Origin of the sequence: Nocardia sp. JCM 34519.1 (genome assembly GCF_020361265.1) — a bacterium.
Taxonomy (GTDB): Bacteria; Actinomycetota; Actinomycetes; order Mycobacteriales; family Mycobacteriaceae; genus Nocardia; species Nocardia arthritidis_A.
In genome coordinates this window covers 196,425-213,008 of record NZ_JAIRBR010000010.1, presented here as the reverse complement: position 1 = coordinate 213,008, position 16,584 = coordinate 196,425, and the positions used below count along the sequence as shown (strand labels likewise).

Annotated in this window: 17 protein-coding genes and 1 pseudogene; 14 read left to right on the top strand and 4 right to left on the bottom strand. The window is 66.9% G+C overall.

Going from position 1 to position 16,584, the window contains the following annotated elements:
- Positions 1-370: 370 nt before the first annotated feature.
- From LGY53_RS24700 to LGY53_RS24690, 3 genes are all read left to right on the top strand, one after another.
- The gene (locus LGY53_RS24700; protein ID WP_225729079.1) at positions 371-832 is read left to right on the top strand and encodes a hypothetical protein; all 462 of its coding nucleotides are present in this window, start codon (positions 371-373) and stop codon (positions 830-832) included.
- 289 nt (positions 833-1,121) lie between these two features.
- The gene (locus LGY53_RS24695; RefSeq protein ID WP_225729078.1) at positions 1,122-2,246 is read left to right on the top strand and encodes a BTAD domain-containing putative transcriptional regulator; all 1,125 of its coding nucleotides are present in this window, start codon (positions 1,122-1,124) and stop codon (positions 2,244-2,246) included.
- Between the two features lie 71 nt (positions 2,247-2,317).
- Entirely contained in the window at positions 2,318-3,007 is a 690-nt protein-coding gene (locus LGY53_RS24690; protein ID WP_225729077.1) for a hypothetical protein, read from the top strand.
- Between the two features lie 18 nt (positions 3,008-3,025).
- Here LGY53_RS24690 and LGY53_RS24685 read toward each other — a convergent pair whose 3' ends face one another.
- Entirely contained in the window at positions 3,026-3,502 is a 477-nt protein-coding gene (locus LGY53_RS24685; RefSeq protein WP_255670201.1) for a TetR/AcrR family transcriptional regulator, read from the bottom strand.
- On the opposite strand from LGY53_RS24685, the pseudogene LGY53_RS24680 reads away from it, so the two are divergent.
- Positions 3,491-4,081, top strand: a pseudogene (locus tag LGY53_RS24680) (SDR family oxidoreductase); the annotation flags it as partial. The gene LGY53_RS24685 and the pseudogene LGY53_RS24680 overlap by 12 nt on opposite strands.
- Before the next feature lie 97 nt (positions 4,082-4,178).
- On the opposite strand, the gene LGY53_RS43685 reads toward LGY53_RS24680, so the two are convergent.
- From LGY53_RS43685 to LGY53_RS24665, 3 genes are all read right to left on the bottom strand, one after another.
- Positions 4,179-6,296: a lytic transglycosylase domain-containing protein gene (locus LGY53_RS43685; protein WP_255664245.1), complete on the bottom strand. Its 2,118-nt coding sequence runs from the start codon at positions 6,294-6,296 to the stop codon at positions 4,179-4,181.
- Positions 6,297-6,557: 261 nt separating this feature from the next.
- Positions 6,558-6,929 (bottom strand): hypothetical protein, encoded by a 372-nt coding sequence (locus tag LGY53_RS24670; RefSeq protein ID WP_374111233.1) that lies wholly within the window; start codon positions 6,927-6,929, stop codon positions 6,558-6,560.
- On the bottom strand, positions 6,875-7,372 hold the full coding sequence (locus LGY53_RS24665) for an endonuclease/exonuclease/phosphatase family protein (protein WP_225729075.1): 498 nt from the start codon (positions 7,370-7,372) through the stop codon (positions 6,875-6,877). Before LGY53_RS24665 ends, LGY53_RS24670 begins: the two co-directional genes overlap by 55 nt.
- A gap of 272 nt (positions 7,373-7,644) precedes the next feature.
- Between LGY53_RS24665 and LGY53_RS24660 the strand changes: the two genes are divergently transcribed.
- From LGY53_RS24660 to LGY53_RS24615, 10 genes are all read left to right on the top strand, one after another.
- Positions 7,645-7,869 carry a hypothetical protein gene (locus LGY53_RS24660; protein WP_167475286.1) on the top strand — a complete coding sequence of 75 codons (225 nt, stop codon included), beginning with the start codon at positions 7,645-7,647 and terminating at the stop codon, positions 7,867-7,869.
- Positions 7,857-8,060 carry a hypothetical protein gene (locus LGY53_RS24655; RefSeq protein WP_374111229.1) on the top strand — a complete coding sequence of 68 codons (204 nt, stop codon included), beginning with the start codon at positions 7,857-7,859 and terminating at the stop codon, positions 8,058-8,060. The genes LGY53_RS24660 and LGY53_RS24655 overlap by 13 nt, the downstream gene beginning before the upstream one ends.
- Before the next feature lie 70 nt (positions 8,061-8,130).
- On the top strand, positions 8,131-8,925 hold the full coding sequence (locus LGY53_RS24650) for an ABC transporter permease (RefSeq protein WP_225729136.1): 795 nt from the start codon (positions 8,131-8,133) through the stop codon (positions 8,923-8,925).
- Positions 8,926-8,927: 2 nt separating this feature from the next.
- The gene (locus LGY53_RS24645; protein ID WP_225729074.1) at positions 8,928-9,791 is read left to right on the top strand and encodes an ABC transporter permease; all 864 of its coding nucleotides are present in this window, start codon (positions 8,928-8,930) and stop codon (positions 9,789-9,791) included.
- 10 nt (positions 9,792-9,801) lie between these two features.
- On the top strand, positions 9,802-11,169 hold the full coding sequence (locus LGY53_RS24640) for an MlaD family protein (RefSeq protein WP_225729135.1): 1,368 nt from the start codon (positions 9,802-9,804) through the stop codon (positions 11,167-11,169).
- On the top strand, positions 11,166-12,188 hold the full coding sequence (locus LGY53_RS24635) for an MlaD family protein (protein WP_225729073.1): 1,023 nt from the start codon (positions 11,166-11,168) through the stop codon (positions 12,186-12,188). Before LGY53_RS24640 ends, LGY53_RS24635 begins: the two co-directional genes overlap by 4 nt.
- Positions 12,185-13,198 carry an MlaD family protein gene (locus LGY53_RS24630; protein ID WP_225729072.1) on the top strand — a complete coding sequence of 338 codons (1,014 nt, stop codon included), beginning with the start codon at positions 12,185-12,187 and terminating at the stop codon, positions 13,196-13,198. The genes LGY53_RS24635 and LGY53_RS24630 overlap by 4 nt, the downstream gene beginning before the upstream one ends.
- A complete protein-coding gene (locus LGY53_RS24625; protein ID WP_225729071.1) occupies positions 13,198-14,295 on the top strand; it encodes an MCE family protein in 1,098 nt (365 codons plus the stop codon). The genes LGY53_RS24630 and LGY53_RS24625 overlap by 1 nt, the downstream gene beginning before the upstream one ends.
- On the top strand, positions 14,292-15,398 hold the full coding sequence (locus LGY53_RS24620) for an MCE family protein (RefSeq protein ID WP_225729070.1): 1,107 nt from the start codon (positions 14,292-14,294) through the stop codon (positions 15,396-15,398). Before LGY53_RS24625 ends, LGY53_RS24620 begins: the two co-directional genes overlap by 4 nt.
- A complete protein-coding gene (locus tag LGY53_RS24615; RefSeq protein WP_225729069.1) occupies positions 15,395-16,573 on the top strand; it encodes an MCE family protein in 1,179 nt (392 codons plus the stop codon). The genes LGY53_RS24620 and LGY53_RS24615 overlap by 4 nt, the downstream gene beginning before the upstream one ends.
- Positions 16,574-16,584 lie beyond the last annotated feature (11 nt).

The following is a 16,584-nucleotide window of genomic DNA, read 5'->3' as shown; positions in this document are numbered from 1 at the left end:
ATCGGACGAATCTGATGGGCCGGAGTCGGCGACGGGGACGATGGAATGCGGTGTATCCCCTCCAAACGGTTGAGGTACGGGGGTGAACTACAGATCGGTGCAGGTAGAACCCTATTTGCACCTGCGGAACCGGGTCGTTGGAATCCGATGACGTGCAACTGGTTCAACTGTTGGAACGGTCTTGGAAATGGCGTGTCAACAGGTTTCGATCGCGGCTCCCGAAAATTGCTGTTTCCCAGACGATTCGGCGATTGCGCCGACAGGGTCGATTGCGCTTAAGATCGATGCCGTCCCCGTTGTCGGCGGGAATCGCGAATCCGGAATCGCCGATCGGAATTCGCGCCTTACCCACGAAAGGAATTCGCAACCAATGACGTCGCATGTTCACGGTTTCGACCAGGAGCATCCGATCGCGAATACGCCGCAGGCCGAATCGCCGAGCGAGGCGGTGGGCGCGTCATCGGGACGTGCCGATCCGGAACCCGCGACGGCCGACGCCGAACAGGTGCACGGCGGTATGGTCTCGCTGCCGGGTGCCCTGCCGATGACGGCCTCGCCGAGTGCGGAGGTGTTCCGGATCGCGGCCTGGCTGCTGATGGGGGTGCTGACGCTGTCCCTGCTGTTCGTGGCCTTTCTGCTGCTGATCGGCGCCGAAACCGCGGCAGGCGGCATCGCCCTGGCCCTGTCCGCGGTCGGCGGGACCGCCACGGTGGTGTTCCCGACGTCGCGGCGCACCGTGCTCGGCGGCATGCGCACCGCCATCGCGCGAACGGCGCGGGTACTGGAAGCGGTATTCGGTGCGCTCGCCGATATCGCGCGACCCAAGCAGTGACCTCGGCTCGGGTCGTCGGCGGCGGTCCGAACCGGTCGATGCGAATCGCGTTGCGGACACGAACTGCGGAGTCCCGCAACGTATTCGGGAGAGCTGAGGCGGGTGCTCGGGCGCGGCGGTGGGGACCGGGCGCGCGTTCGCCGAATTCCGGTTGCCGACGAGATGACCTTCGTCTATATGGACGGTTTGGGTTCGCTGGCACTCGGCACGAAGTAGTGCGCGACCGGACCGAGCGGTAGGAACTCGTGCCGCACAACGGGATCGCGGCGGACGGATCTATCATATTTCGATGTCGGATGCGCGGGTGCGGTTCGGGATCCTCGGTCCGGTGCAACTGACCATCGACGGCGTGGACCGCCCGCTGGGCGGGCCGAAACAGCGTGCGACCCTGGCATATTTGGTGCTCAACGCGAACCGGCCGGTCGCGGTGGAATCCCTGACCCGCGCGGTGTGGGCGGACAATCCGCCGCCGGACGCCAGGGTGAGCCTGCACACCATCGTGTCCAATCTGCGAAAACCCTTGCGCGACGCGGGTTTCGACGCGCGCGCCGTGCTATCCCAGATCGGTGCCGGCTACCGGATTTCGGTGGCCGACGCGGCCTGCGACGTCGACCGGTTCCGTGCGGGCAAGGAGCGCGGACTGCGTGCGCTCGCGGAGGGTCGCTTCGACGCGGCGAGCGCCGCGGTCACCGAGGCCTTGCGCGAATGGCGTGGGCCCGCGCTGGCCGATCTGCGCGGATTCGAGTTCGCGCAGGTGTACGCCACCGCACTGGACGACGAACGCATCGGCGCCATCGAAGCGCGCGCCGCGGCCGACCTGGCCCGCGACCGGGTCGACGCCGTGGTCGCGGAATTGACCGTGCTGGTGGGCGAATACCCACTGCGCGAACGTCTTTGGAAGCAATTGATCACGGCGTTGTACCTGAACGGCAGGCAGTCCGACGCGCTGGAGGCGGCGCGCAGGCTGCGCGCGACGCTGGCCGGTGAACTCGGCATCGATCCGAGCCCGTCGATTCAGCTGCTGGAGGGGCGGATCCTGCGGCAGGAGCCGCTGATCGTCCGCGCGGCGACCGCATCGGACGGCAGCGATACGGTTGTCGAGCAGTCGATTCCGGTCCGCGCCGCGGTGCTGCGCGACAGCCGCGGACATACCTATCCGCTGTGCGGGCCGCGAACGAAGATCGGGCGGTCGCCGGAGAACGATATCGTGCTCGACCACGGCAAGGTGAGCCGTAAACACGCGGTGATCGTATTCGACGGCGTGGCCTATATTATTCGAGATCTACTGTCGGTCAATGGTATTCGGGTGAACGGCGTGCGCATTGTCGATAGCGCCGCGCTGGCCGACGGCGATGTGATCAGAATCGGGGACTGCGAGCTGACGCTGCATGTCGCGCCGTTGGCCGGCGCTTAGAACCCCGTTGGGTCCTTTCCGCACAGTGGTCGCAGCCGAATTCGGCTGAACCCTCTCCGAAAGGATCCGAAATGCTCGCATCCGTACGCCGGTACGCACCCGTCGCCATCGGTTTCGCCGCGCTCGCCGGATCGGTCGCGCTGCTGCCGGGCGCCCCGGCCTCCGCGCTGCCGTACGGTCCGTACACCTGTGCGCAGGGATTCGTATGGCGCGAGGCCTACGACGGCGACCAGGTCTGTGTCACCCCCGGCGACCGCGACATCGCGCACTCCGAAAACGTCCAGGGCCCCTCGCATCGCTCACCGAACGGCGGCGCTTACGGTCCGGACACTTGCCTGCCGGGCTTCGTGTGGCGGGAGACCCGGCCGTCCGATCACGTATGCGCCGATCCATCCCGGCGCGACCGCGCCGCTGCCCAGAATGCCGAGGGCGTAACGCATTTGGCCGATCCGACACAACTGCCCGCGGGCGGCGTGCACGTGCGGACGGAGTTGACCCTGACGGGTGGAACCATTTTCCTCGACGGCGCAACGGGTCTGACCGAGGGCGGCAAGGTCATCTTCTACGCCGCGGGTGTGAATACCGGCAACCCGCGGCAACTGGGTGAGCGGCAGGCCGACGGGCACGGCGCGCTCGGGCCGCAGCAATTGGCCGACGTCCGTTGCGATCTGCCGCGGAACAAGACCGCGACGGTTGTCGTGATGGATGTGCGCAGCGGCGTCGCGAAATCCGCGGGCACCACCTACGCGTTCAGCTGCTGATCCGAATACCGTTGTGCGTCAAGGCCATACGGTAAGCGCGAGGCGGGCGACGCGGCCGAGCGCGGCGGCATCGGCGCCGTCGCGGGCCCGCTGCGACATGCCCTGGATGACGACGGCGAAATACTCGGCCAGCGCCGTGGTGTCGGCGTCGGGTGGCAGCTCGCCTGCGCGCTGCGCGGCGGCGAGGCGCGCGCGGAAGGTTTCCAGGTTCTGTGCGCGCAGCCCGCGCAGGAATGCCTCGATATCCGCGTCCGCATCGGTGATGTTGGTGGCCGCGGTGATCACCAGGCAGCCGGGCGGGTGCGCCGGATCGGTGTAGTTGTCCGCCGCCTCGCGCAGTATTCGCTCGAACGCGGTTCGGGCGGAAGGTTCTTCGTCCAGGGCCCGGCGGACGAAGTCAGCGGTCGGGAGTGCGGCGTACGCGTCGACGACCGCGCGGAACAGCGACGCCTTGTCGCCGAACGCCTTGTACAGGCTCGCGGAGCGAATGCCCATGGCCTCGGTCAGCTCGCTGAGCGAGGTGGCGTGATAGCCATGCTCCCGGCGGCCTTCGACGCCGCGACGGGCGGCGCGACGGTCGACATCATCGTCAACAACGCCGGAATCGGCTGCCCCCGTGACATTTCCGCGCTGACCGCCGCCGACTTCGACCGCGTCTTCGCGGTGAACGTGCGCGCACCGTTCTTCGTCGTCCAGGAGGGGCTGGGGCGATTGCGCGCGGGCGGACGGATCATCAACATCTCGAGCGGCGCGGCCCGGCTCACGATGCCGGACGCCATCGCATACGGCGCGACCAAATCTGCTCTGGACAACTTCACCATGAACCTCGCCAAACACCTGGGCCCACAGGGCATTACAGTCAACTCCGTGGCACCCGGAATCGTCGACACCGACGTGAACGTCGGATGGTTGCGCGACAACCCCGAGGCCATAGCCCACGCCGCGTCACTCGCCGCGCTCGGGCGGGTCGGCGAGCCCGAGGATATCGCCGATATCGTCGCGTTCCTGGGCTCCGACGACGCCCGCTGGGTCACCGGCCGAGTAATCGACGCGACCGGCGGCGCCGGACTCTGACAGCCGTGGCCGATCCGAGTGCCGGGATTATGCGCTGATGATCCGCGAAATGTCCATGTAGGCCGTCGATCTCGGGTTTCGGTCCCGTTGGGCGAACTCACGGCTCGGGCTCATCGGGCGGTGGTATCGGAACGGTTGTTCGGGTGGGCTCGGCCGGTGCTGCGGGGACGGGTTTCGATGTTGTGCTGGGTATTCGAGATGGGCGGGGCTCGGGAGTCGGTGGCGCCGGTGCGATCGGCTGTTGGCTGGGCGCCGATGAGTTCGAATCGGTCGCAGGCGCTTTGGGCTCGGCAGTCCGGCCTGGTGCGATCGGGGTCGACTCGGACTGCTGAGCGCCCGGCTGGCTCGGTGCGGGCTGGTTCGGCGGCAGCGACGCGGGTTGGCCGGGTGGTGCGGGTTCGGTTGCCGCCGTTGGTACTCGGGATGGGACCGGATCCGTTGGCGGCAGCGGTGGCTGGCTGGTCGGCTGAATCGGCGTTGGTTGCACGGGTGCCGTGGGTGGCGGGGCAGGAGCCGGGGTTGCGGACTGCCCGTCGTCCGGCGATACCGATGCCGGTGGAGCGACCGGTGGAGCCGGCTGGCTCGGTGCCGGTGCGGTGGCTTCGGTTGGTGTGGGCTGTGGTGCCGCAGAGGGTGCCCCGGGTGGCGGTTGGTTCGGCGGCGGCGCGGCTGGGGGTTGGTTGCTCGGCTGCCCCGGAGTAGTCGTCGGTGCGGTGGGCTCGCTCTGCGTTGTCGCGGTGGATGTTTCGAGCGGTGGTTGGCTTGGGGAAGTCGTCGGCGGCTGGTTACTCGGTTGATTCGGAGCAGACCCAGGTGTAGTCGGCTGTGGCGGTGTGGGTTGTGCTGTCGTGGTGGGTGTTTCGGATGGTGTGGGTGGCGGGTTGGTTGGCTGACTCGGCGTGGGCTGCGTGGTCGATGTCGGCACGGGCCCTGGAGAGGTGGTCGGCGTGTACCAGGGAGTGGTCGGCGTCGGCGGATACCAGGGGGACGTGGGTTGTACTGTCACGGTCGGTGTTTGGTATGTCGACGGGCTCGGCGGTGTACTGGGTGGGCAGGTGGGTATCCACAGTCCTTGGCAGTCGCCGGGATTGCTTGTCGTAGGCAACGGAATGGTCGAGGGGTCAGCGGGATCCGGCTCCAGCACGCAGAAGATGCCACAGGGTATCGGCGGCAGCCCGGGGATGATGATCATTATTTGGATTTGGAGCGGCTGCGTCGATGTCGCGGTCGGCGGACTCGGTGGGTAACTCGGTGGTGAGGTCCGCGAAGTCGACGGCGAGGTCGGCGAAGTCGACGAGGTCGGTGGTACGGCCGTTGTCGGGGTGGCCGCCTTGGGCGTGCCCATACTCGACCCCGCACCCGTCAGCATGCTTCGGCCGGACCGCGGGTCGGGTCGAGTCGGGTTGGGGGAGATGGGCATTCGTTGCGGAACACCGCCGGTCCGGTAGGCATTGGCCCAACTCAGCACCTGTGTCGCATAGTCGAGCGAGTTGTTGTAGCGCAGGATCGCCTGTAGTTCCTGCTGCGGATCGCGCAGATCCGAGCCGCCGGAGCAGAGGTATTTGCCCGCGCCGAGGGCGGCATCGAAAACGTTGTTGGGATCGGCCCGGCCGTCGCCGTTGCCGTCGGAGGCGTATTGGAACCAGGTGGCGGGCAGGAACTGCATCGGCCCGACTGCGCGCACATAACCGCCGTCGGTCGCCTTGATCACCTCGTTGCCGGGCAGTGTGCCGTCCAATGCCGGACCGTAGATGATGCCGATGGTGGTGCCGTCGGCGTCGGTGCGTCCATTGTTCGCGTGATCGGATTCGATCTTGCCGATGCCGGCGAGCAGGTACCAGGTGAGGCCACAGCCGGGCAGCGAGGATTGCAGCGCGAGTTCGGCATTGCGGTAGGCGGCGAGCACGATCTCCGGAATTCCGAGGGTGCCGCCGCGCGGCAGCGAGATATCGTGCAGCGGTACAGCGCCCGAGGTCAGCGCACCATTGGCCGGGGGCGTAATCGCGCGCAATTGCCGCGGCGGGTCCGGCGTGGCGGGCAGCAGGCCGATGGATTGGTCGGTCGTCGGACTGGTCTGTGCCACCTGCGCGGTCACCGCCGCCAGCTGCGCGGCGATGGAATCGGGTGCTGGTCTGTCGGAGCGCGGGGCCGACGCCGCGGCCAGCAATCCCGCCATCACCAGAGCCGATGCGGTAATCGGACCGGATATGCGCATCGGCAACACCAAACCCTCGTAGCCGTCGAGCGCGGCAGTGCCGATCGTGGCCCGCGCCGAACTGTCGCGCGCGTCAGCACGCCGACCAAATCACCAGCCGCGCACTAAGATTCGCCGCCGGTTGCGGTCTCCCGCCAAGTGTGGACAACCGGAAGAATTCTGACACGAAAGCCGCGCCCGCGAACTCCCCAGTCCGGAAGTGGGGAGCCGGGTCGCGCCGCGCCCGCGAACGGCGCGGGTACTGTCGCTGGAGTCGTTCGGCTACCCGATGGGTTGACCGTCGATCGGCAGGCCGCTCGCGGTGAGGTCGGCGAGGACGCCGAAATGATCGCTCGGCCAGACACCGTCGTGCGGCCGGTCGAAAACCAGTCGGCAGTCGGTGATTTCGAGCGTCGGGCCGCGGTCACCGCAGCGGACGAGCACGTAGTCGATGCGCCGCCCGCGCTCCAGCGGCATCTCCACGCCATCGGCCACGAGCGGGTTGCGCGGAGTGAACGTGTGTCCGGCGGCATCGGGATGCGTTGCGGCCCAAGCATCCCGATAGCAGACGCTGACATTCGCCAACGATTGCCTCCCGGTCAGGAAGCGGACACCGGCCGAATCCGGTGTCGCGTCGAAATCGCCCGCCAGCACCACATGCGCATGCTCGGCCCCGACGGCCCCGCGACGAGCACAGCCTGCCGCTGCCGTTCGAGTTCGTATCCGAGCTGCCATGACGGCTTGTGATCGACCAGCACGACGGGCCCGAGCCCGGGCACCTCGATATCGGCCACCAATGTGGCCAAAGGTGAGTCGGCGGTGCGGCCGGACACCCGCAGATCGAGCTCACGCACCGCGCGGATCGGCCAGCGACTCGCGACGGTGACCCCGGAGCCCGCCTCGCCGCGCCGAACCTGGTGTGCGACATGCCAATTGCCGCCCAACACCTCACGGACCTGATCGACCTCGGCGATCCGGATCGCCTCCTGGAACGCCACCAGGTCCGGTGCCAGCTCGGCGAACCCGTTCCGCAGCACCCGCCGTCGCCGCGGCCAGTCACCGCAGCGACCCCACAGATTCAGCGTGATCACCCGCATCGGCATCAACCCTCGCTCGCTATCGCCGCAGTGGCGGGATTCCGCGCTGACCGCCCGGCAAACCCGCGACACGGTGGCGTTCCCGCCGGCTGTGCCTCATATTCTGTGTAAATCGGTATCAACTTACAGAAGGTGGACGGTGTGGTATCTAAGCTGATCGAACCCAAATAGGCCGGTCGAAAAGTTCTCCGAAATCGACCCACATTGACAAGAATCATGCGTAACATACAGGCTCGGTTCCACTGCCCCGGGACGAAAGGATGCGGCGACGGATGCTGAAGAGGCTGGATCGGTTGCTGAGCTACGAGATGAAGGTCTCGGAATTCCTCGGGACGTTGATCATTCTCGCGGTGCCGTACGGTCTCGTCGGGGTGGTCTGGTCCCTGACCCATACGAGTCATCTGCGGAATATGCACGGAATCGATGTGCTGATCTCATTTCTCGGTTCGATCGTGTGCTGGCCGGTGCTCACCTTCTCGAATGTGTGCATGACCTGATGATGGCGCTGGTGTGTTTCATCGACGTCCTGGTGATCGGCGTCAAGATCCTCGGTGGCCGGATGCGGGTGCATCCGGTGCTTCGGTTCGGGCTGTGGCTGGCCGTCCTGACCGTGCTCGCGGCCGGATTCGCGGTGGTCGCGGGGCTGCTCGTCGCGCTGCAACACCGGCTCGTCGGGTTGGGGAGCTGAGATGGCGGTCGTCACGGGATCCGATCCGGAGTCGGAGACGGGGGAGCTGGAGCGAATCGCCGGCGCCGCAATGGGACTGTGGCGTCGTCACCCGCAACGCTCGCTCGAAACCCTCGGCAGGCAGGTGCTGCTCGGCCGGGAAACCCTTGTCCAGCTGGTGATTTCGATCGTCCGTGGCCGGTTTCCGTTCCAGGAGTTCATCAAGCAGTGCGCCTTCATGGCCGGTGTGTCCGCGGCCCCCACGGTGTTCGTCGCGATACCGATCGCGGTGGTGGTTTCGATCCAGGTCGGCGCGCTGGTGAATCAGGTCGGCGCGACCACCTTCGTCGGCGCGGTGGCCGGTCTCGGCATCATTCGCCAAGGCGCACCGCTGGTTTCGGCGCTCATGATCGCGGGCGCCGTCGGGTCGGCGATCTGCGCCGACCTCGGCTCGCGCACCATTCGCGAGGAGATCGACGCGATGATGGTGATGGGCGTCGACCCGGTGCGCCGTCTGGTGGCCCCGCGCCTGGCCGCGGCGGTGCTGGTGAGCGTATTGCTGTGCGGCTTCGTCGTTTTCGTCGGATTCGCCACCGCGTACCTGTTCAACGTCTACGCCCAGTCGGGCACGCCGGGATCCTTCATCGGCTCGTTCGCCTCCTTCGCGGTGGCGAACGATCTCGTCGTCGCCCTGGTCAAAGCCGCGATATTCGGCGCGCTCACCGCGATCATCGCCTGCGATATCGGCCTGCACACCAGCGGCGGCCCGGGTGGCGTCGCGAATTCGGTGAACTCCGCCGTGGTGAGCTCGGCCCTGATGCTGTTCGCCACCAACATCATTCTCACCCAGCTCTACAACACGCTGTTGCCCGCGAAGGTGGTCTGAGCATGGCAAGCACATACGTCCCGCCTTCGCTGAAACCCTTCCGCGCCGTCGCGGGCGCCGCCATGGTTCCGGTGCACGCCAATCAGCGGCTCGGTCACCAGACGATCACCTTCGTTCGGGCGGTGACGGCAATTCCCTTCGCACTCAGGCACTATCGGAAGGAAGTGCTGCGGCTGACCGCCGACGTCGGCTGGGGCAACGGGTCGCTCATCGTCGGCGGCGGCACCATCGGCGTCGTATTCATCCTGTGCGCCTTCGGCGGAATCATCGTCGGGATGGAGTCGTACACGGCGCTGAACCTGCTCACGATGAGCCCGTTGACCGGCGCCATCTCCGGCTTCGCTACCACACGCGAGCTGGCGCCGATCCTCGGCACCCTGGCGTTCGCCATCCAAGCCGGATGCCGGTTCACCGCGCAGATCGGCGCGATGCGGATCGCGGAGGAGATCGACGCGCTGGAATCGCTTGCCATCCGGCCAGTTCCATACCTGGTGAGCACCCGCATGGTCGCGGCGACGCTGACCATCGTCCCGCTGTACGGAATCGGCCTCGCGGCAGCGTATCTGGCGACGAAACTGTCGGTGCTCTTTCTCGGCGGCACCTCGGCGGGCACCTACGACCACTACTTCTTCCAGTTCCTCATCGGACCCGACGTGTTCTGGTCGCTGCTGAAAGTGGTTGTGTTCGTGCTGCTTTCCACCTTCATCCAGTGCTATTACGGATATGTCGCCAGCGGTGGACCCGAGGGTGTCGGCATGGCGGCCGGCCGCGCGATCAAGATGGTGATCGTCGTCATGGTTTTCGCGAATCTGTTTCTCACACTGGCGATCTGGGGCATAGACCCGGGATTCCGGATCTCGGGGTAGCGGTATGGCGATACTTCTCGATCCCAGCGGCCGCGGCCCGAGCGGCCGTCAGCTGAGCATGGCCGGACTGGCGATGCTGACCGTTGTCGCGGTGCTGCTCGGCCTGCTGACCCTGCGATACACCGGCGCCTTCGAACGACGCGTCGCGGTCACCGTCGCCCTGACCAGCACCGGTGACGGCCTGCCCGCGCGCGCTGATGTGAAATTCCGCGGCCTGCTGGTCGGCCGGGTGGCCGGGGTGGAGGTCGTCGCGAAGGGGGCGCGCCAGCACGCGAGCGTCGACCTGGATCCGCGGCTGGCGGGCTCGATTCCGGACAATGTGACGGCGCGGGTGGTGCCCAACAACCTTTTCGGCGTGACCGCGATCGAATTGGTCGACAACGGGCCCGCGCCGGGCAGGCTGCGGGCCGGCGCGACGATCGCCGAGGATACGAGCGGCGGCACCGTCCAACTGCAGACCACGCTGAACGTGCTGCGCGACGTGCTCGACAAGATCGAACCGGAAAAGCTCGGCCGGGTGCTCGCCACCCTGGCGGCCGCCCTCGATTCCGCCGCGCGCACACCGGGTTCGACTGTAGAGCGGCTCGACGCGTGGCTCACCGCGGTGCGCTCGATTCCCGGAATCGGAACTCTGCTGGGCGATCTCGGCCGCGCCGCACAGGCGTTGAGCCGATCGGCGCCGGATCTGGTCGGGGTGCTTTCGGAATCGGTCACCACCGCGCGCACGCTCGCCGAACGCCGGGCCGGGCTGGTGGCGCTGCTGACGAACGGCAATGCGGCCGTCGACGCGGTGAATTCGCTGTTCGCGCGCAACCCTGACGCGGGCAAATTCCTCGTCGCGGGCACCGATGAGCTGTTCGGCAGCCTGGCGCGGGATCCGGACGCGATCCCGTATACGGCCGCCAATTTCAATTTCGCGCTCCGAAAGCTGGCCACCACATTCAATTTCGGGCCGCACCGCCAGATGGTGTGGCGAATGGATGTGTCGTTCACGCCGTTCCAGCAATACACCGCCCGGGACTGCCCGCACTACGGCGAGCTGAGCGGCCCGCGCTGCGGTGGTCCTACTGTCCCGGATTCCGCACCGCCGCAAGAGTTTCCGGAATCGCTGCGCCCGGGGTGGCTGGATTCGGCCGGACCGCCTCCGCTGCCCGTCCCGCCGGGTGCGCAGCCTCCGCTCGCGGGTATCCCTGGCCTGCCAGCGATTCCGGGGATCACCGTGCCCGCCGCGGACCGCGATCCGGCGGCGCTGCGCGGGCCCGCCGCGGTAGCCGCCGTCGTCGGCGATCGGCCGACGGCGGCGCAGCTGCTGCTGATCGGTCCGCTGCTGGCGGGCGGCGCGGTCACCGTCTACGACCAGGAAGGCGGTCCGCGATGAAATCGACCAGGGCGACAGTGGGATTCGGCTTGTTCGCGGTCATGGCCGTCGTATTGACCTATACGATCTGGTCGACGTTGCAGCGACCGGTCGCCGGTGGCACCCGATCGTATTCGGCGGTGTTCTCCGATGTACTGGGGCTGCGGGTCGGTGACGATGTGCGGATGGCCGGTGTGCGCGTCGGCCGGGTGGACACCATTGGTTTCGGGGATGGCTACCAGGCGCGGGTCGGGTTCCGCGTCCAAGACGGGCAGCATCTCACCTCGACCACGAAAGCCGTTGTCCGATACCAGAATTTGATCGGCCAACGGTATATCGCGCTGCTGCCGGGCGCCGATCCGGGGACGCCGATGCCGCCGGACGGCGAGATCCCGCTCGCCCGCACCGAACCGTCGTTCGACGTGTCGGCGCTGCTGTCCGGATTCGAGCCGCTGTTCGATGTGCTGCGACCGGATCAGGTGAATTCGCTGTCGGAGACGCTGATTCAGGCCTTGCAGGGCAATCAGGTCTCGCTCGGCGCGTTGGTGACGCAGGCCGCCGAGCTCGCGGGCACCTTCGGGCAGCGCGACAAGATCCTCGGCGAGGTGCTGACCAACCTCAGTGGGGTGATCTCCGGCCTCGCGCGCCGCAGCGGCGAGTTCGAAACCTTGCTCACCCAGGCCCGTGCGTTGGTGGAAGCGCTTTATAGCCAAGGGGAATCGCTGAAGAGTTCGGTCGATCGGGTGGCCGGTTCGACCGATTCGCTCACCCGCCTCATCACCCAGCTCGAGCCGGGGCTGGCGCGGGCGCAGGGCGATGCGACATCCGGTGTGGCGCTGCTGCTGCTCAACGGCGCGTCGCTGGATCGGGCCGCGGTCGAGCTGCCGACGATCCTCAACGGCATCGCCCGTTTCACCAGCTACGGCGCGTACGGGAATGCCTACATCTGCCGCCTGGACGTCTCGCTGTGGGGCGTGCTGCTACCGCCCGGGCTGTTCTCCCAGGTGGGCGGCGATCAGCAATCGGAGGTGTGCCGATGACGGTAAAGCGAAGGCTGCCGGGCTTTCTCGGCAACCGATATCTGCGGCTCGGCATCACCGCGGCGGCGCTGGTCGCGCTGCTGCTGGTCGGCTCCAGCGTGCTCGAACAGGTGCGGCTCGGCGACCGGACGATCCAGGCGGAATTCGCGCAGGCGGCCGGATTACGGCCCGGCGCGACCGTCGACGTATCGGGAATCGAAGTGGGCCAGGTGCGTTCGATCCGGCTCGACGGCGACAAGGTGGTGGCCGAGCTGAAGATCCGCCGCGATCTGCGGCTCGGGCCGGACGCGCACGCGGCCATCAAGATGTCGACCATATTGGGCAAGCTGCACATCGATCTGGTGCCTGGCAATGGAAAGGGCTTGCCGGGCAACCGCATTCGAATCGAGAACACGGCGGTGCCGTACAACCTCAGCAAGGTCATCCAGGATCCGCAGTACAAGAATTCGTTCGAGCGGATCGAGCGGATCGACCCGGGCAAGTTGCGGCAGGCGCTGGACGTGATCAACCAGCAGATGGGCGATTCCCCGCAGTTGGCCGTGCAGGCGCTCGACAGCATCGGTGCGCTGGCGAAGGTGGTCAGCGATCGCCGCGAAGAGGTGGACACCCTGCTGAAGGGTATGGATCAGGTCGCACAGCTGGTGTCGGACAACCAGAACAGCGTATTGCTGCTGCTCACCCGCGGCGACGCGATCGGGACGGCGGTGCAGCGACGGCAGGAACTGCTGAAACAGTTGCTGGACAATGTGGCCGCGCTCTCGAAGGTGCTCCAGGAGATGGGCCTGGAGAACAACGATCGGCTGGCCCCGCTGATCAACGACCTGAACACCATGTCCGAGGGTTTGACGAAGAACCGGCGGAATCTCGACCGGCTCTACGAGATCATGCCGGTGGCGCTGCGGCAGTTCAACAATGTCCTCGGCGACGGTCCGTACGGAAATGTCTACGCGCCGTGGATCTTTCCGGACAACTGGTTATGTTTCGCCCGAGCGGTACAGGGTTGTGGCTGATGGCGCGCGTCGCGATGAAGATGATGGCGCTGTGCGCGAGCATGCTGCTCACCGCCGGATGCGGACTGCTGCCCGCCGGCCTGACGGCACTGCCCGGACAGTATCTCGGTGAACATCTGCGTATCAGCGCCGATTTCGAGAATGTCGCCGGGCTGTACGCGGGCAACGAGGTCGCCGTGCTCGGCGTCCCGGTGGGGCGGGTCGACACGATCGAGGCCAAGGGCAGTTACGTGCAGGTGACCATGAGCATCGACAAGGACATCCGTATCCCCGCGGATGCCATTGCGGCCCTGGTGAACCCGCAGCTGATCACCAATCGGCACATCGAACTCGCGCCCGCCTATCCGGGTAACGGGCCGGTGCTCGCGGACGGGGCGCATATCCCGTTGGCGCACACCAGGACTCCGGTGGAGCTGGACCGGATACTGCAGAACTTCGATCAGCTCGGCGCGGCGCTCAAAGGTGACGACCGGACCGGGCCGATGGCGAGCCGGGTGCTGTTCCCGCTGCTGAACGGCAACGGCGACAAGCTGAAACAGACCCTCGACGCGCTGTCCGCCGCATTCCAGGTCACCCTGGCGAACAAGGACCAGATCGGCGACACCATCGTCAAACTCAACGACATCACCGAGATCATCGCCCAAAACGACCAAACCGTCCGCGATTTCAGCGGCAGGCTCACCGAACTGGTCCAGCTGATGGGCGATCAGGCGCCCGGGCTGCAGGCGGTGCTGGACCAACTGGACCAATTCGTCACCGACACCGCGACGCTCGTCGGGCAGAATCAGGATCAGCTGGCCGGGGCCATGAACCGATTCGCCGAGGTCACCGCGCAGATGCGGGCGAACGCGCGCGGGCTCACCGAAATCGTCGACGTCGGTCCGCTGCTGTTCCAGAACCTGTCCAATGCGGTGAGCCGCGAGGACCAGGCGTTGCGATTACACGGCCTGCTCGACAAGACAGTGCTGGACAGCGAGGCGCTTTCGCTGTTCTGCGAGCGTATCCAGCTGCGGCTCGACGGCTGCCGCACCGGCCGCATCCAGGATTTCGGCCCCGACTTCGGGCTCACCGCCGCACTGCTGGGAATCGCCAAATGACCCTGCGGATCAAGCGAATTCGAATCATCGCCGCCGTGCTCGCGGTGGCGGTGAGCGCGAGCGGATGCGCGGTAACCGTCGAGGATGTCCCGATGCCGGAACCCGGTCTCGGCGCGCCGGGATACACCATTCACGCCGCCTTCCGCGATGCGCTGAATCTGCCGCAGCGCGCCCACATCCGGATCGGCGGAACCGATATCGGCGTCGTCACCCGCATCACCACGACCAACTTCGTCGCCGATGTGGAAATGCTGATCCGCGAGGACATCTCGCTTTCCCAGGGGACCACCGCCGAGCTGCGCCAGGCGACGCCGCTCGGCGATATCTTCGTCGCGATGACGCTGCCGCCGGAGGGGGCGGGCGGTCCGCCGCTGCGGCCCGGCGACACGCTGGATCTTCAGCACACCGCGGCGGCCGCATCGGTGGAGCAGTTGATGATGTCGGTGTCCATGCTGATCAACGGGGGCGGCATCAACCAGGCGGCGAAGATCGCGGCGGAATTGAACTCCATGTTCGCGGGCCGGGCCCCGCAGCTGGCTCACCTGATCGGCGAAATGACCGATGCCATAACGGCATTGAATCAGCGAACCGCCGATATCGACAGCACCCTGACCGGGCTGAACGTGCTGAGCGGCGAATTATCCAGGCGCAAGGCCGAACTCGGCGCGGCCGCCGACTCGTTCCCGCAACTGCTGGCACTGCTCGGCGAGAACACGCAGAGCATCGTCACACTGCTGCGAAAGGTGTCGGAAACCATGGCGGCACTCGGGGATTTCGCCGACAGCACCGGACCGCAGGCGGTGAGCCTGTTCGACAGCATCCAGCGGCTGATGTCGGGCTTCACCCGAATGGGTGACGATCTGGCGGGCACCCTCGACGGATTGCACGAAATCTATCCGCCGGTGATGGCCAGCATGAGCGGTCCGACCCTCGCCGTCGCGGCGACCGTTTCCTATCTGAGCGTCGGCGCGTTGACGGATCCGAACGGCAGCCGCTGGCCCGAATTCGGTGACGCCGCGGCATTCATCGGGAGTCTGGCCCAGGTGATCGAAAAGGTCATCGGGCGCTTGACCAGCCCGCCTCGGCCTGGGGGCGAGCGGTGAATCCGCCGCTGTGGCAATGGTTGGTGCGGCACCGGATAGCGGTCGCCAATATCAGTTTGATCGTCGCGCTGGTGCTCGGCACGGCCTATCTGTCCGCCGGCGTGCTGCGGTGGAATCCGTTGGCGCGCGGCTACACCGTGACGGTGGAGCTGCCGTCGTCGGGCGGATTGTCGCGGGGCAACGACGTGACATTCCGGGGCGTCCGGGTCGGAAAGGTGCGTGAGCTCCGGATTTCCGGCACCGGCGTGGCGGCGATCGCCGAAATCGACGCGGCGGCCCGCATTCCCGTCGGCGGAACGGTCGCCGTCGGGCGGCTGTCCGCGGCCGGTGAACAGTATCTGGACTTTCGCCCCGACTCCGAAACCGGGCCGTATCTGAGCGACGGCGCCGTCGTCGAGCGTGCGCGCACGACCGTGCCGGTACCGGTGCAGTCGGTGCTGGCGAACCTGAGCGATTTCATCGGCGGAATGAACCCGGACCGGCTCGACACGATCATCGACGAGCTCGACCGGGCGCTGGCCGGAGGCCCGGATCGGTTGCGCGACATGATATCCGGGATGAGCCGGGCGATGGCGGGGCTGGACGGCCTGCTGCCGCAGACCCGCGCCCTCATCGCGAATCTCGAGGTGATCGCCGAAACCACCTCGCACGCGCAACCCGACCTGGCCACGCTCACCCGAGCGGGCGGCGTGCTGTTCGAACAGACGACCGCGGCCGATCGGGAACTGCGCCACCTGATCGACGCCGGGCCGGGACAGTTGGCCACGCTGAACGAATTCGTTTCGCGCACACAGGATCCGATCACCGATCTGGTGACGAACTTCGTCGCGATCACCAAGGCGGCGAAATTGCGCGCGCCGGCGATCGCCGCACTGTTCCCCGCGCTGCGCGTCGGATCGGAGGCGCTCGGCATCCCGGCACACGACGGCCAGTTCTACACGCTGGTCGATCCCTGGCCGCGACCGTGGTGCGAATACGACACCATCCCGGTGGTCCCCACCGAAAGGACCACCGACACCCGGGTCCGGCTCTACAACTACTGCGTCACCAGCAACCCGGCCCTGCAGATCCGCGGCTCGGCCAACGCCCCGCGCCCCGACGTGCCCGATAACGGATCGGGCCCGCCGCCCGGCGTGACCGGTAACGAGCTGTCCCAACCCGCACCGACTCGATAGAGGTGAAACGC